The following is a 14,236-nucleotide window of genomic DNA, read 5'->3' on the forward strand; positions in this document are numbered from 1 at the left end:
TCCCGCTGCCACACTTGCAGCGGATAGCAAGGAGAGATGTGTGAGGCGACTGCCCAGGATAATATTTGCGACAGGCGCCACAATGATTGTTGTGGTGGCACTGTTGGTCAGTGGGCTACGCATGATGCTGCCTCTCATCAACGACTATCGTCTGCAAATCGTGGCCAAGGTTCAGTCCATCAGCGGTATTCCACTGGAAGTGGGGTTCATGCAGGGATCGTGGGAACCGTTCGGCCCAACGTTGGAATTGCGCGATATTCGCGCTAAATTGCCGAAAGCCGATTGGCAGGTGCAGCGGGTGACCCTTGCGCTTGATGTGTGGCAGTCACTGTTGCACTGGCGCTGGCAGTTCCGCGATATGACCTTCTATCAGTTACAGTTAGATTTGAACACCACACTGGATATGCAGCAAAACAGCAGCCGCAATCTTGAAGCGAGTAATCTGACTGATATCTTCCTGCGTCAATTAGATCACTTTGATCTGCGTAACAGTCGTGTCTCATTCCTCACCCCATCTGGCCCGCGCGCTGAATTAGAGATTCCACAACTCACTTGGCTTAACTCCCGGAACCGGCATCGCGCCGAGGGGCAGATCAGCCTGTCGACCATTAATGGTCAGCACGGTGTGGTGCAGGTGCGGATGGATCTACACGATAATCAGGGCATCCTAAATAATGGCATGGTCTATATGCAGGCCGACAAGATCGACCTGAAACCGTGGATCAGCCGCTGGCTGCACACCAATACCGGGCTGGACAATGCGGAATTTAGTCTGGCGGCCTGGCTGAGTATCAAGAGTGGCACTATTTACAGTGGCAATGTGTTACTCAGTGAGGGGCAGGCCAATTGGACTGTCGCGGGCAAATCACATCAGTTGGCGGTAGATAATTTTGTGTTGGAAGGTCGCCGTCAGGGTAATGGCTGGCAGGTTGATGCGCCGGAGCTAAGACTGAAAACCGATGGTCAGGCATGGCCTAAAGGGCATTTATCTGCCCTGTGGTTACCGGAGAACACGCAGTTTATTGGCCCAGACCAATCCCAGGAGTTACGCATTCGCGCCGCCAATATTCAGTTGGAGCGGGTGGGGCCACTGTTACCGACCTTGTCACTTTTTACCCCTGAGCTGATGAATCGTTGGGCGGATTTGCGGCCACAAGGGAATATTGATGCACTGGCATTGGACATTCCTATCAGCCAACCAGAAAAAACCCGTTTTCAGGCTAAATGGCACAATATCAGTTGGCAACAATGGGATTTGTTGCCGGGGGTTAATAATTTTGCCGGTGCGCTGAGTGGTTCCGCAGCGCGTGGGCGGTTGGATATCAATCTCAAAGACAGCCTATTACCTTATGGTGATATGTTCCGCGCGCCGCTGGAAGTTAGTCAGGCCAGTGGTGCAGTCAATTGGCAGATTGATGATAAAGGCTGGGAACTGTGGAGTGACCAGCTCGATGTCCGAGCTAAATCGCTGTGGGGCAACGGCAGCTTCCACTATCAGCAACCCGATATTGGGCAGCCATGGCTGAAAATCCTGGCCGGCATCCGCCTGTATGATGCGGCCGATGCATGGCGCTATTTCCCTGAACCGCTGATGGGTAAGAAGTTGGCAGATTATCTGACCGAGGCGTTACAGGGTGGGCAGGTAGACAACGCAACACTTATTTATAACGGCAATCCTCATGATTTTCCTTATAAACATAAAGAAGGCCAGTTCCAGGTTTATGTGCCACTGCGTAACGCCACCTTCCAATTCCAACCAGATTGGCCTGCGTTAGAGAATTTGGCAATCGACCTCAATTTCCTCAACAAAGGTTTGTGGATGGATGCCCCTCACGCGATGTTGGGTAAGGTCACTGGCAGTAATATCAGCGCGATTATCCCTGACTATCTGAAAGAAAAGCTGTATGTCGACGCCGAAGTGGTTGGCGAAGGGCGTGATATTCATGACTACTTTACGGAGACACCACTGCATGATTCTGTGGCGGAAACTCTGGAAGAGCTGCAAGTCGGCGGTAAAGTTAGTGGGCGCTTACATTTGGATATTCCGTTGGAAGAAGACCGTATTACCCACGCCAGCGGCGAAGTGACGCTCAATAACAACAGCTTGTTGGTGAAGCCATTGCAAAGCCAACTGGAAAACATCAGTGGCAAGTTCCGCTTCAACGATGGCAATCTTGATAGCGATACCTTATCCGCTAACTGGTTTGGGCAGCCATTGACGGTTGATTTCACTACGCAAGAGCAGCCAAAAAACTTTTTGGTGAATGTTGGGTTGCGTGGTGACTGGTTACCGGCCAAGTTGCCCGGCGTTCCCGCTGATGTCGCGAAATTGCTCAGTGGTAGCGCCAATTGGCAAGGCAAAGTCGCCGTACAATTACCGAAAAATGGCAAGCCAGACTATAAAATTGATCTGACGGCTGACCTGAAGAAAGTAAGCAGTCACTTACCTGCTCCACTAGATAAAACAATTGGTCAGGCATTACCCATGCATGTACAGGTGGTGGGGGGGCTGGAGGCGTTTACCCTCTCCGGCAGTGCTGGCAGCAACAATACATTCAACAGCCAATGGTTGTTGCAAAAAGAACAAGTAGAGCTGGCGCGGGCTATCTGGCAATCCGACAGCAAAAAAGTCCCGTCACTGCCGGAGGATAAAGGTTTGATCCTTAAACTACCGGCACTGGATGGTGAGAGTTGGTTGGCGTTGCTGGCACCGCAGTTTACCAGTGTCAGCACACCTTTTAGCGCATCAGTACCAGCAAAAATAAAAGGCAATAAATCCAATGTGATACTTCCTACCCGGCTGACTTTACAGACGCCACAGCTTTTGGTTGGTGGGCAGGCTTGGCACCAACTGACAGTGCTGGTTGAGCCATTATTAACCGGTACTCACGTCACGGCAAAAGGTCAGGAAGTGGATGGTAGCCTGCTGATGGCCGAACATGGGCCATGGCATGCTGATATCGATTATCTTTATTACAACCCGCAATGGACCACGCACGAAGCACAAGATCCCCTGGCGCAAGCTGCGTTGCAGGAGCCACAAACTGCCAGTAAAATTTCGTTCCGTGATTGGCCTGCGCTGCAATTACGCTGCAAATCTTGTTGGATTCTGGGGCAAAATGTTGGGCGTATTAACGCAGATCTGACGCCGAAAGGCTCGGTGCTGACGTTAACTAACGGCTTGATTGAGGCTGGCAATGGGCGGGCTAAAGTTTCCGGCCAATGGCAGCAAGACAGCAATGGCGATAAAACCGCGCTTAATATCGCGCTGAGCGGGCCGAAGATCGATGAAACCATTTCATTCTTCGGCCTGACAACACCGATAAAAGATGCCTCTTTTGATATCAATGCCGATGTTAACTGGCGTGGAGTTCCGTGGCAGCCACAGATTAATACCCTGAATGGGACATTAAAGAGTAGATTGGGCAGAGGCCAACTGAGCGATCTCGGTGGTGGGCGCGCCGGTCAGTTACTGCGTTTGGTCAGCTTTGACGCACTATTACGTAAGCTCCAGCTTGATTTTAGTGATACGTTTAGTCGTGACTTTGCGTTTGATTCTATTCGGGGCACGGCCAATATTAAAAATGGTGTAATGCACACCAATGATTTAGTGGTGGATGGATTGGCGGCCGATATTGCCATGAGTGGTAATGTGGACTTGGTTAAACGCCAGATAGCCATGGAAGCGGTTATTACACCAGAGATTTCTGCCACTGTCGGCGTCGCAACAGCCTTTGCGATCAACCCAGTGGTTGGGGCTGCGGTATTTGCTGCCTCGAAGATATTAGGGCCATTATGGAGCAAGGTTTCGCTGATTCGTTACCAGATTACCGGTAGCTTGGATCAACCAACCATCCATGAAGTATTACGCCAGCTAAAGGAGAGTAAGGCGCCATGAAAAATGCCAATGTTGCATTATTGCAGTTATGCAGCGGTGAAAATACCCGTGACAATCTGGCTCAAATTGAGCAGCAGATCAAACAGTTAAACTCTGGTATTAAACTGGTTATGACGCCGGAAAATGCACTGTTATTTGCCAATGCTGCCTCTTATCGACACCATGCCGAGCAACATAATGACGGGCCGCTGCAACAGCAAATTCGCGAGATGGCACGCCATTACGGAGTGTGGATTCAAGTGGGCTCCATGCCGATGATAAGCCGCGAGTCACCGGAGCTTATCACTACCAGTAGCTTGCTGTTTGATGACCAGGGCGAACTTAAAGCTCGTTACGACAAAATTCACATGTTTGATGTGGATATTAACGATATTCATGGCCGCTATCGTGAATCTGATACTTATCAGCCGGGTGAACAACTGACGGTGGTTGATACACCGGTAGGCCGCTTGGGCATGACGGTTTGTTATGATTTACGTTTTCCAGGCTTATTCCAAGCTTTGCGGGCGCAGGGGGCTGAGATTATTTCGGTGCCGGCGGCCTTTACCAAAATGACCGGTGAAGCTCACTGGGAGATTTTATTGCGCGCACGGGCGATTGAAAACCAGTGCGTGATACTGGCCGCAGCACAGGTAGGGCGTCATGGCGCCACCCGCCGCACCTGGGGCCACACTATGGCGGTTGATGCCTGGGGTAAAATATTAGGGCAGAACCCAGATGCGGTGGCTGCCTTAAAAGTAAAAATTGAAACCACAGGTTTGAACATTATCCGTAATCAGATGCCGGTATTGCAGCACAATCGCTTCCTGCCGTCTCCGTTGCCGTCATCGCATAAACCATCATCTAATTAAAGAGTGAAAACTATGAGCCTCTCGTTTGTCAGTGAGCAGTTACTCGCTGCTAACAAGCTGAACCATCAGGACTTGTTCTCAGTGTTGGGGCAGTTGTCTGAACGCCGCCTCGATTATGCTGACCTGTATTTCCAGTCCAGCTACCACGAGGCCTGGGTGTTGGAAGACAGCATCATCAAAGATGGCTCGTACAATATTGATCAGGGTGTGGGGGTGCGCGCGGTCAGCGGTGAAAAGACTGGTTTTGCTTATGCCGACCAAATCACCCTGAATGCTTTACAACAAAGTGCTCATGCCGCACGCAGTATTGTGCGTGATAACGGTAACGGTAAAGTGCATACCTTGGGTGAGATTCACTATCAGGCGCTTTATCCCTTGCTAGACCCGCTACAAAGCTTGTCGCGCGAAGATAAAATTGCGCTGCTCCATCGGGTCGATAAAGTGGCCCGTGCTGCTGATAAGCGGGTGCAGGAAGTCAGTGCCAGTTTGACCGGTGTCTATGAGCAAATCCTGGTCGCGGCCACCGACGGCACGCTGGCGGCAGATGTGCGCCCATTAGTGCGGCTGTCGGTCAGCGTATTGGTGGAAGACAACGGCAAACGCGAACGCGGTGCCAGTGGTGGTGGTGGTCGTTTTGGTTATGACTACTTCCTCGAAACTGTGGATGGCGAAGTGCGAGCTGATAACTTTGCCAATGAAGCGGTCAGAATGGCACTGGTAAATCTGTCGGCTGTTGCCGCCCCTGCTGGCGCTATGCCAGTAGTCTTAGGTGCAGGTTGGCCGGGTGTATTGTTGCACGAAGCGGTCGGTCATGGTTTGGAAGGTGATTTCAACCGCCGTGGCAGCTCAGTCTTCAGCGGCCAAATGGGTAAGTTGGTGGCTTCAGAACTGTGTACCGTGGTGGACGATGGCACCATGCAAGGTCGCCGTGGCTCTTTGGCCATCGACGATGAAGGGGTGCCGGGCCAATACAACGTGCTGATTGAGAACGGTATTTTGAAAGGTTACATGCAGGATAAGTTGAACGCGCGCCTGATGGGCGTTGCACCGACCGGTAATGGCCGCCGTGAATCCTACGCGCACTTGCCAATGCCACGGATGACCAATACCTATATGCTGGCCGGTAAATCGACACCGGAAGAGATTATCGCCAGTGTGGAATATGGCCTGTACGCGCCTAACTTTGGCGGCGGTCAGGTGGATATTACATCCGGCAAGTTTGTGTTCTCAACCTCCGAAGCTTACTTAATCGAAAAAGGTAAAATCACCCGTGCGGTGAAAGGGGCCACTTTGATTGGTTCTGGCATCGAAGCCATGCAGCAGATTTCGATGGTCGGCAACGATCTGGCGCTGGATAAAGGTGTCGGCGTTTGCGGCAAAGAGGGGCAAAGCCTGCCAGTTGGCGTCGGCCAACCTACTTTGAAGTTAGACAATCTGACGGTGGGTGGCACGGCGTAGGGGTTGATAGTTGGATGCTCAGTTTAGTTCTCAACTGGGCATCCAATAGCTATAGTATATTCAGCGATATCCCTGATATACCTCAGCCACTCGTTTAAAGTACTCGGTCAAATAGTCGATACAGACCTGAACTTTAAGTGGCATTTTATCTTTCTCGGTATAGAGCGCATATACTGGGCGCGGATCTGAATGGTATTTTTTAAACAGTATTTCCACCTCGCCGCGTTTAATTTCCTCTATTACCCACATTAACGGTGCGTAAGCAATACCCGCCCCCGCTTTAAGCCAACGGATCATGGTTTGTGAGTCATTGGTGACAAAGCGGCCCTGTGGCGATATTTGCGTGGTAATACCTTCTGGCGCGATTAGCTCAAAGTTACTGTCTGGTCGCACGCTATATTCCAGCCAGGAGAAATTGGTCATATCACTGGGTTTTTCTGGTGTACCATGTTGTGCTAAATAACTTTTGGCGGCGCAGACCACCATCGGCATGGAACCAAGGCGGCGTGAAAATAGCCCCGAATCCTGTAATGCACCAACGCGGACCACCACATCTAAACCATCAGCAATTAAATCCGGTGCCGGAATGCCGGTGACCAGATTAACGGATAGGCCGGGATACTCTTTCAACATCTCTGCTGTCATCGTTGCCAGTACATTTTGTGCCATCGTCGATGAGCAGCCGATGCGTAAGGTTCCGGTTGGGGTGTTGTTAAAGGCATAGAGTTGTTCATGGACTTCCTGTACTTCCTGCAACATGCGCCGACAACCCTGATAGTAAATTCGGCCTGCCTCAGTTAAACCAATGCGGCGAGTACTGCGGTTAAGCAGCTTAACATTCAGCTCGGTTTCCAGTTTTGACACTGTTTGGCTAATCGACGACACACTCATTTCTAACTGCCGTGCGGCGCCAGTAAAAGACCCACACTCAACCACCTTGGCAAATACTGACATCCGTTTTAGTCTTTCCATGGTTCACCCTGAGTTGATTGCTAACGCTTGATTGTTAACTGTAGCTTAAAAGTGATTTAGATCACACATCGTAGATAAGGTGATAATAAGCAGGCTAATATACTGCTGTCGGGAGAATCGTTTTAGGTTTGCAAGCCACGCAGTTGAAGTGTTATCTCGCCTCGCTAAGGTTACAGTCATGTTGCTTAGTTAAGTTTAACCTATAAGTTAGTCTTATGGCTGGTTCACCGGCACCCTATAATAGAAAGGATCTACAGAATGACGTTGCTTCCGGTGATGGTGATATTTGGCCTCTCTTTTCCGCCAATATTTTTTGAGTTGCTCCTTTCGCTGGCGCTGTTTTTTGTTTTGCGCCGCGTACTGCAACCTACTGGTATTTATGAGTTTGTCTGGCATCCGGCACTCTTTAATACCGCGCTGTATTGTTGCCTTTTCTATTTAATATCCCGTCTTTTTTCCTGAGGTCGCCGTGAGTACTTTTTCATTAAAAATAATCCGTATCGGCATCACCTTATTGGTGGTTTTACTGGCGGTTATCGCTATTTTCAAAGTTTGGGCTTTTTATACTGAATCACCCTGGACCCGTGATGCTAAATTTACTGCCGATGTGGTGGCTATCGCACCGGATGTCAGTGGCTTGATCACCGATGTGCCGGTAAAAGACAATCAACTGGTGCAGAAAGGGCAGATTTTGTTTGTTATTGACCAACCGCGCTACCAGCAGGCGTTGGCTGAAGCCGAGGCCGATGTGGCCTATTACCAAACACTGGCGGCGGAGAAACAACGTGAATCCGGCCGGCGGCAACGTTTGGGGATTCAGGCGATGTCACAAGAAGAAATTGACCAGTCCAACAACGGATTACAAACCGCCAGGCATCAGTTGGCAAAAGCTATCGCGGTACGAGATTTAGCCAAACTTGATCTGGAACGCACCACCGTGCGCGCGCCTGCACAAGGCTGGGTGACGAATCTGAATGTTCATGCCGGGGAGTTTATTAACCGTGGCGCTACCGCTGTTGCACTGGTGAAAAAAGATACTTTCTATATTTTGGCCTATTTGGAAGAGACCAAGCTGGAGGGGGTTAAAGCCGGGTATCGGGCGGAAATCACCCCACTGGGCAGCAACCGTATTTTGCACGGTACTGTCGACAGTGTCTCCGCCGGTGTCACCAACAGCAGCAGCAGTGTCGATAGCAAAGGGTTGGCGACGATTGACAATAATCTGGAATGGGTGCGGTTGGCGCAACGAGTACCGGTGAAGATCCGTTTGGACAGTGAAGATCAACAGCATCCCTATCCCGCAGGGACGACGGCTACCGTGGTGATAACCGGGGCGACTGATCGCAATCCTAATCAGGCTTCACCGATTGTTAAGTTGATGCATCGCCTGCGTGAGTTTGGTTAAGATGAACAGCCCGACATTTATTCGCCTGCGCTTTGCGTTCAAACTCAGTTTTGCCATTGTGGCCGCGCTGTTTCTGGGCTTTCATCTGCAATTGGAAACACCACGTTGGTCGGTGCTGACGGCGGCCATTGTTGCTGCTGGCCCGGCATTTGCTGCGGGCGGTGAGCCATTCTCTGGTGCGATTCGTCATCGAGGCTGGTTACGTATTATCGGGACATTCATCGGCTGTATTGGTGGTTTGGTTATCATCGTTCTGACTATCAGAGCACCAGTATTAACCCTGATGCTTTGCTGTTTGTGGGCTGGCGTTTGTACTTGGATCTCCTCACTGGTTCGGGTTGAGAACTCTTACGCATTCGGGCTGGCGGGTTACACTGCGCTGATTATCATTGTCACCACCGGTGAAACGCCATTACTGACACCGCAGTTTGCTGTCGAGCGCTGTAGCGAGATTGTGCTGGGGATCGTCTGCGCGGTGATGGCGGATCTGCTGTTTTCACCACGATCGATCAAGCAGGATATTGATCGTCTGGTCGATAAGGTGCTGGTAGATCAATATAAATTATTGCAGTTATGTATTCGTCCGGCAGAAAAAAACGATATCGATCGGGCCTGGAATGATCTGGTTAAAAATACCACGGCACTGAATGGGATGCGTAGTTATCTGATGATGGAATCTTCCCGCTGGCAGCGCTGTAACCGCCGCTTACGGGTATTGCACACGGCGTCATTAGCCCTGATCACTCAAGCCTGCGAAACCTATCTGGTATTGATCAATCATCCCGACTTACTCAGTGCCGAGCTGAAGGCGATGCTGAGTGAACCGGCAGAGACGCCGGCTGAAATTCATCAGCAGATGAAGAAATTGCGTCAATATATTGGCGGCAGTCACAGTGCGGCGATCCCTGCGACCATCAGCAGTTGGGTGGGGGCGGCGACACGTTATTTATTGCTATCAAAAGGGATTCATACCAACAGCAGTATCAGCCGGGTGGAAGAGGGTATTCTGGACGGCGATGAGCCAATCAAACATGTTTCAGCCGAAGGTCATCATGCGATGATCAATGGCTTGCGTACCGGTATTGCTACGGCGATCGGCGGCCTATTCTGGCTGTGGACTGGCTGGACATCTGGGGCGGGCTGTATGGTCATGATTGCGGTGGTGACCTCACTGGCAATGCGCACCCCCAATCCACGGATGGTGGCGATCGACTTCCTGCTAGGGGTGATTATGGCGCTGCCTATTGGGGCGCTCTATTTCATGTTTATTATCCCTGCGACCCAGCAAAGTATGCTGTTGCTGTGCATCAGTCTGGGATTACTGGCATTTATTATTGGTATCGAAGTGCAAAAGCGCCGTCTTGGCTCGCTGGGAACATTGGCCAGTACTATCAATATCATGGTGTTGAGCAACCCGATGGAGTTTAATGTCAGTATGTTCCTCGACAGTGCGTTGGGGCAGATTGTCGGCTGTTTCGTTTCTCTGATTGTGCTGTTGTTGATCCGCGATAATGCCAAGGACCGAACCGGCAGAACCTTGCTAAACCGCTTTGTTTACAGTGCGGTATCGGCATTGACCACCAATAAAGTCCGCCGCAGCGAAAACCATCTACCGGCGTTGTATCAACAACTGAATCAATTATTGATGATGTTCCCCGGTGATATTGATAAGTATCGACTGGCATTGACGCTGATCATCGCCCATCAGCGGCTCAATAACACCGAGATCCCAGTTAATGCTGAATTGAGTGCTTTTCACAAACAGATCCGCTATACCGCCGATCGGGTTATTAATGCCAAAAATGACCAGAAGCGGCGCTATTACTTCGCCCGTTTACTACAGGAATTAGATCAATATCAGCAAAAATTAGTCGATTATCAATCGCCTGATTCTGTTATCCGCCCGGTAAAGCGGTTGGCGGATATGTTGCATCGTTATCAGAGTGCGCTTATCTAGCGATACTCTTCGTCCTTGAAACCACAGGGTTGTTAGCGGCGCTCACTTACCCGAATCACTGACCTGAGTCAGCTCATCGGGATGCATTCACTGGCAGCCTACCTGTGATTCCAATGACTTTGAGTATCCCCTTTAGAGTGAAACCACAGGGTTGTTAGCGGCGCTCACTTACCCGAATCACTGACCTGAGTCAGCTCATCGGGATGCATTCACTGGCAGCCTACCTGTGATTCCAATGACTTTGAGTATCCCCTTTAGAGTGAAACCACAGGGTTGTTAGCGGCGCTCACTTACCCGAATCACTGACCTGAGTCAGCTCATCGGGATGCATTCACTGGCAGCCTACCTGTGATTCCAATGACTTTGAGTATCCCCTTTAGAGTGAAACCACAGGGTTGTTAGCGGCGCTCACTTACCCGAATCACTGACTTGAGCCAGCTCATCGGGATGCATTCACTGGCAGCCTACCTGTGATTCCAATGACTTTGAGTATCCCCTTTAGAGTGAAACCACAGGGTTGTTAGCGGCGCTCACTGACCCGAATCACTGACCTGAGTCAGCTCATCGGGATGCGTTCACTGGCAGCCTACCTGCAACTCCAAGTTCTTTGGGTATATACTTCATAGTGAAGCAACCTTCCTCGCCCTCCATTGATGGGGGCATCCTTTCCCTCAGGAGGTCGACAAGATGTCAGCACAAAATCTATTACGCGATCCATTGCACAATCCATTACAAAACCAACGACACAGCGACGGTGTGTACCATATCGGCTATTTTGTTGGTGGTAAATGGCATCAGGCGCAGGACACTTTCGACGTACATAACCCTGCTACCGGCCAGTTGGTGGCGAAAGTGGCTAAATCGGGTACCCAAGAAACTGAAGCCGCGATTAAGGCCGCCAGTGCGGCTTTCCCCGCTTGGCGAAAAACACCCGCCAAGCAGCGGGCGGAAATTCTTCAGCGTTGGTATTTGTTGATTATGGAACATCAGCAATCATTGGCTGAGATAATGGTTTCTGAGCAAGGTAAACCATTGAAAGAAGCCTTAGGCGAGGTCGCCTATGCCGCCAGCTTTATTCAATGGTTTAGTGAGCAGGCCAAACGTGCCAATGGTGAGATTATTCCGCCAGCCAAAGAGGGGGCACGCATTCTGGCTACTCGCGAACCGGTTGGTGTGGTGGCGGCCATCACGCCGTGGAATTTCCCGCTGGCAATGTTAACCCGCAAACTGGGGCCAGCATTGGCTGCCGGTTGTACCGGATTGATTAAACCGGCCAATAACACGCCGTTATCCGCTTTTGCTTTACTGGCATTGGCAGAGCAAGCCGGTGTGCCTGCTGGCGTGCTCAATGGTGTTGCGGGCGATACGCATGCCATCAGTGATGCCATCATGGCCAGCCCGGAAGTGCGTAAAATCTCCTTTACCGGCTCAACCGAAGTTGGCAAAACCTTAATGCGTAATGCCGCAGCCACCATGAAGAAAATTTCCATGGAACTGGGCGGTAACGCGCCGTATATCGTGTTTGATGATGCTGATTTGGATGCCGCAGTTGCTGGTGCGATGGCGTGTAAATTCCGCAATGCCGGGCAGGTGTGCGTGTGCGTCAATCGTTTTTACATTCAGGATGGTGTGTATGACGAGTTTGTCAGCCGTTTAGCCACTGAGGTTAAAAAACTGAATGTTGGTAATGGTATGGATAAAGACGTCAATATGGGGCCATTGATTAATCTCGCCGGGCTGGAGAAAGTTGAGGATCACGTCAAAGATGCGCTTGAAAAGGGCGGTCGCCTGCTGGCGGGGGGCAGTCGTCATCAACTGGGGGGAAATTTCTTCCAGCCTACAGTTATTGCCGATGCTAATGAGCAGATGAAAGTCGCCTCTGAAGAGACATTTGGCCCACTGGCTGCCTGCTTCCGCTTCAAAACCGAAGAGGAAGTTATCAAACGAGCTAATGACACGCCGTTCGGGCTGGCAGCTTACTTCTATACTCAGAATCTGCAACGTGTATTCCGGGTTTCAGATGCGTTGGAAAGCGGTATGATTGGTGTCAATGAAAGTTCAGTTTCTACTGAGCTGGCACCTTTCGGTGGTGTTAAAGAGTCTGGCCTTGGCCGTGAAGGGTCAGTGCTGGGGTTAGATGAGTTTATGGAAGTCAAAACCCTGCATTTGGGTAATTTATAAATTGGATTGGTGAATAAAACGTGGGCATGGGTTATCGCAATGAGCAGCACAACAGCTATTGGCAGCCTGAGGGTTAAGGAGAACCATGAATAAACGACTTATGGCCATTCTGGGCGCAATACTGTTGCTGGCAGTGGCGGCATTGCAGGGGATTGGCGGTGTCACGGCGCGTGATATCGGTCAATCGGCGGATCTGGAACGCCCACCTTTATCGGCATCTGCATCGATTGAACAATTGACCCAGCACCAGCAGGTGGCTAAATACCTACAAGTGCATCATCGCCTGCCGGATTTTTACCTTACCAAGCAGCAGGCGCGTGCGCAGGGCTGGGATCCCAAAGACGGCAATCTGTGTAAAGTATTGCCAGGCAGAGCGATTGGCGGCGATCGTTTTTCTAACCGTGAACGCCAACTGCCTGAGGCGAAAGGCCGTAACTGGCGTGAAGCCGATGTTAATTATCGTTGTGGGCATCGCGGTAGCGATCGTTTGCTGTACTCCAATGATGGCCTGATTTATCTAACTCAGGATCACTACAAGCGTTTCATTCGGATGGAGTGAGAAGATGGTAAAAGTGGTATTTGATTTTGACCATATATCCGATCTTCCTGCATTTTACCGCGCATTTTGCCAAAAATTTGCGCTGAGCGAAGATTTTGGCGCCAATCTGGATGCTCTGTGGGATGTGGTCACAGGTGAGATAGCCTTACCGGTAGAGATTGAATTTATTCATTTCAATCACCGCCACAAACGCCGCTTCGGTGCGATTGTGCTGCTGCTTGAGGAAGCGGAAGAGGAGTTAGCAGGCAGCCTGCGTTTCAATATAGTGTGAATTAGCCTTCTTGAGTCGGGAGCCGAGTCAGACCCGGCCCCGCCCGATTATTGCTGCTTTTCAGACAGTTCACGCAGATATTGGAAGATCTGACGGAATGATTTCGGTGGCTTGTTAGTGGCTTTCTCTTTCTGGGCATTACGTATCAGGCTACGCAGTTGTTGGCGATCCGCATCTGGATATAGATCCAACACCGTAGGGATCGCGACATCACCTTCTTCAACCAAACGGTCACGCAGCATTTCCAGCTTGTGGAACAGCGAGATTTGTTGGTTATGGCGATTTTTCAGCTTATCCAATGCGGTTTGGATAGGTTCTACATCACGGGCACGTAGCATTTTACCAATTAACTGGATCTGGCGGCGGCGGCCTTCTTTCTTGATTTTCTGTGCCAGTTCAACGGCTGCCAGCAGATCTTCATCCAGTTGGATTTTCTCCAGCGCATTTTTACCCAGCTCAACCAGCTCGGTGCCGAGTTCTTTCAGCGCTTCGGCATCACGTTTAATTTCACTTTTACTGACCCAGATAATTTCATCGTCATCTTCGTCTTTATCTTCTGGGACTTCATCTAGCCAATCTTCGGGCTGTTTGTTCATGGTCAAATTCCTTAAAAAGAGGCTAATCGTAGCAGGTTGTTGGCTTTCTGCGAAATAGTACAAAGATCTCTGATAGACTCAGAACCAT

The 14,236-nt window shown here is 50.4% G+C and carries 11 protein-coding genes; 9 read left to right on the forward strand and 2 right to left on the reverse strand.

What is annotated here, in order from left to right; translation table 11 throughout:
- Positions 1-40 precede the first annotated feature (40 nt).
- Genes A6J66_019205 through A6J66_019215 form a run of 3 tightly spaced genes read left to right on the forward strand, consistent with a single transcriptional unit; the run spans position 41 to position 6,207 of the window.
- The gene (locus A6J66_019205; GenBank protein PNM26099.1) at positions 41-3,898 is read left to right on the forward strand and encodes an AsmA2 domain-containing protein; all 3,858 of its coding nucleotides are present in this window, start codon (positions 41-43) and stop codon (positions 3,896-3,898) included.
- Positions 3,895-4,749, forward strand: coding sequence for a carbon-nitrogen hydrolase family protein (locus tag A6J66_019210; protein PNM26100.1), 855 nt, complete (start codon positions 3,895-3,897; stop codon positions 4,747-4,749). The genes A6J66_019205 and A6J66_019210 overlap by 4 nt, the downstream gene beginning before the upstream one ends.
- Positions 4,750-4,761: 12 nt before the next feature.
- Complete coding sequence (locus A6J66_019215) at positions 4,762-6,207, forward strand: metalloprotease TldD (GenBank protein PNM26101.1); 1,446 nt, start codon at positions 4,762-4,764, stop codon at positions 6,205-6,207.
- Between the two features lie 60 nt (positions 6,208-6,267).
- Here A6J66_019215 and A6J66_019220 read toward each other — a convergent pair whose 3' ends face one another.
- The gene (locus A6J66_019220) at positions 6,268-7,179 is read right to left on the reverse strand and encodes a transcriptional regulator (protein PNM26102.1); all 912 of its coding nucleotides are present in this window, start codon (positions 7,177-7,179) and stop codon (positions 6,268-6,270) included.
- 258 nt (positions 7,180-7,437) lie between these two features.
- Here A6J66_019220 and A6J66_019225 point away from each other — a divergent pair, with 258 nt between their 5' ends.
- The 6 genes from A6J66_019225 to A6J66_019250 all read left to right on the forward strand — a co-directional run bounded on the left by A6J66_019225 (position 7,438) and on the right by A6J66_019250 (position 13,552).
- Positions 7,438-7,641: a DUF1656 domain-containing protein gene (locus A6J66_019225; protein ID PNM26103.1), complete on the forward strand. Its 204-nt coding sequence runs from the start codon at positions 7,438-7,440 to the stop codon at positions 7,639-7,641.
- Between the two features lie 7 nt (positions 7,642-7,648).
- Complete coding sequence (locus tag A6J66_019230) at positions 7,649-8,584, forward strand: p-hydroxybenzoic acid efflux pump subunit AaeA (GenBank protein ID PNM26104.1); 936 nt, start codon at positions 7,649-7,651, stop codon at positions 8,582-8,584.
- A 1-nt stretch (position 8,585) separates the two neighbouring features.
- Positions 8,586-10,541: a p-hydroxybenzoic acid efflux pump subunit AaeB gene (locus A6J66_019235; GenBank protein PNM26105.1), complete on the forward strand. Its 1,956-nt coding sequence runs from the start codon at positions 8,586-8,588 to the stop codon at positions 10,539-10,541.
- A 687-nt stretch (positions 10,542-11,228) separates the two neighbouring features.
- A complete protein-coding gene (gabD, locus tag A6J66_019240) occupies positions 11,229-12,722 on the forward strand; it encodes an NAD-dependent succinate-semialdehyde dehydrogenase (GenBank protein ID PNM26106.1) in 1,494 nt (497 codons plus the stop codon).
- Between the two features lie 100 nt (positions 12,723-12,822).
- Positions 12,823-13,281: a ribonuclease gene (locus A6J66_019245; GenBank protein PNM27080.1), complete on the forward strand. Its 459-nt coding sequence runs from the start codon at positions 12,823-12,825 to the stop codon at positions 13,279-13,281.
- A gap of 4 nt (positions 13,282-13,285) precedes the next feature.
- Positions 13,286-13,552, forward strand: coding sequence for a hypothetical protein (locus tag A6J66_019250; GenBank protein ID PNM26107.1), 267 nt, complete (start codon positions 13,286-13,288; stop codon positions 13,550-13,552).
- 47 nt (positions 13,553-13,599) lie between these two features.
- Here the strand turns inward: A6J66_019250 and A6J66_019255 are convergent, their stop codons facing one another.
- The gene (locus tag A6J66_019255) at positions 13,600-14,148 is read right to left on the reverse strand and encodes a DUF615 domain-containing protein (GenBank protein PNM26108.1); all 549 of its coding nucleotides are present in this window, start codon (positions 14,146-14,148) and stop codon (positions 13,600-13,602) included.
- Between the last annotated feature and the right edge of the window lie 88 nt (positions 14,149-14,236).

It is taken from the genome of Yersinia enterocolitica (assembly GCA_002082245.2).
Lineage (GTDB): Bacteria > Pseudomonadota > Gammaproteobacteria > Enterobacterales > Enterobacteriaceae > Yersinia > Yersinia enterocolitica_E.

Excerpts from the sequence above, each read along its gene's own strand:
- A6J66_019210 (PNM26100.1), top strand. The coding sequence starts at position 3,895 with ATGAAAAATGCCAATGTTGCATTATTGCAGTTATGCAGCGGTGAAAAT.
- A6J66_019215 (PNM26101.1), top strand. The coding sequence starts at position 4,762 with ATGAGCCTCTCGTTTGTCAGTGAGCAGTTACTCGCTGCTAACAAGCTG.
- A6J66_019220 (PNM26102.1), bottom strand. The coding sequence starts at position 7,179 with ATGGAAAGACTAAAACGGATGTCAGTATTTGCCAAGGTGGTTGAGTGT.
- A6J66_019225 (PNM26103.1), top strand. The coding sequence starts at position 7,438 with ATGACGTTGCTTCCGGTGATGGTGATATTTGGCCTCTCTTTTCCGCCA.
- A6J66_019235 (PNM26105.1), top strand. The coding sequence starts at position 8,586 with ATGAACAGCCCGACATTTATTCGCCTGCGCTTTGCGTTCAAACTCAGT.
- gabD (PNM26106.1), top strand. The coding sequence starts at position 11,229 with ATGTCAGCACAAAATCTATTACGCGATCCATTGCACAATCCATTACAA.
- A6J66_019245 (PNM27080.1), top strand. The coding sequence starts at position 12,823 with ATGGCCATTCTGGGCGCAATACTGTTGCTGGCAGTGGCGGCATTGCAG.
- A6J66_019250 (PNM26107.1), top strand. The coding sequence starts at position 13,286 with ATGGTAAAAGTGGTATTTGATTTTGACCATATATCCGATCTTCCTGCA.
- A6J66_019255 (PNM26108.1), bottom strand. The coding sequence starts at position 14,148 with ATGAACAAACAGCCCGAAGATTGGCTAGATGAAGTCCCAGAAGATAAA.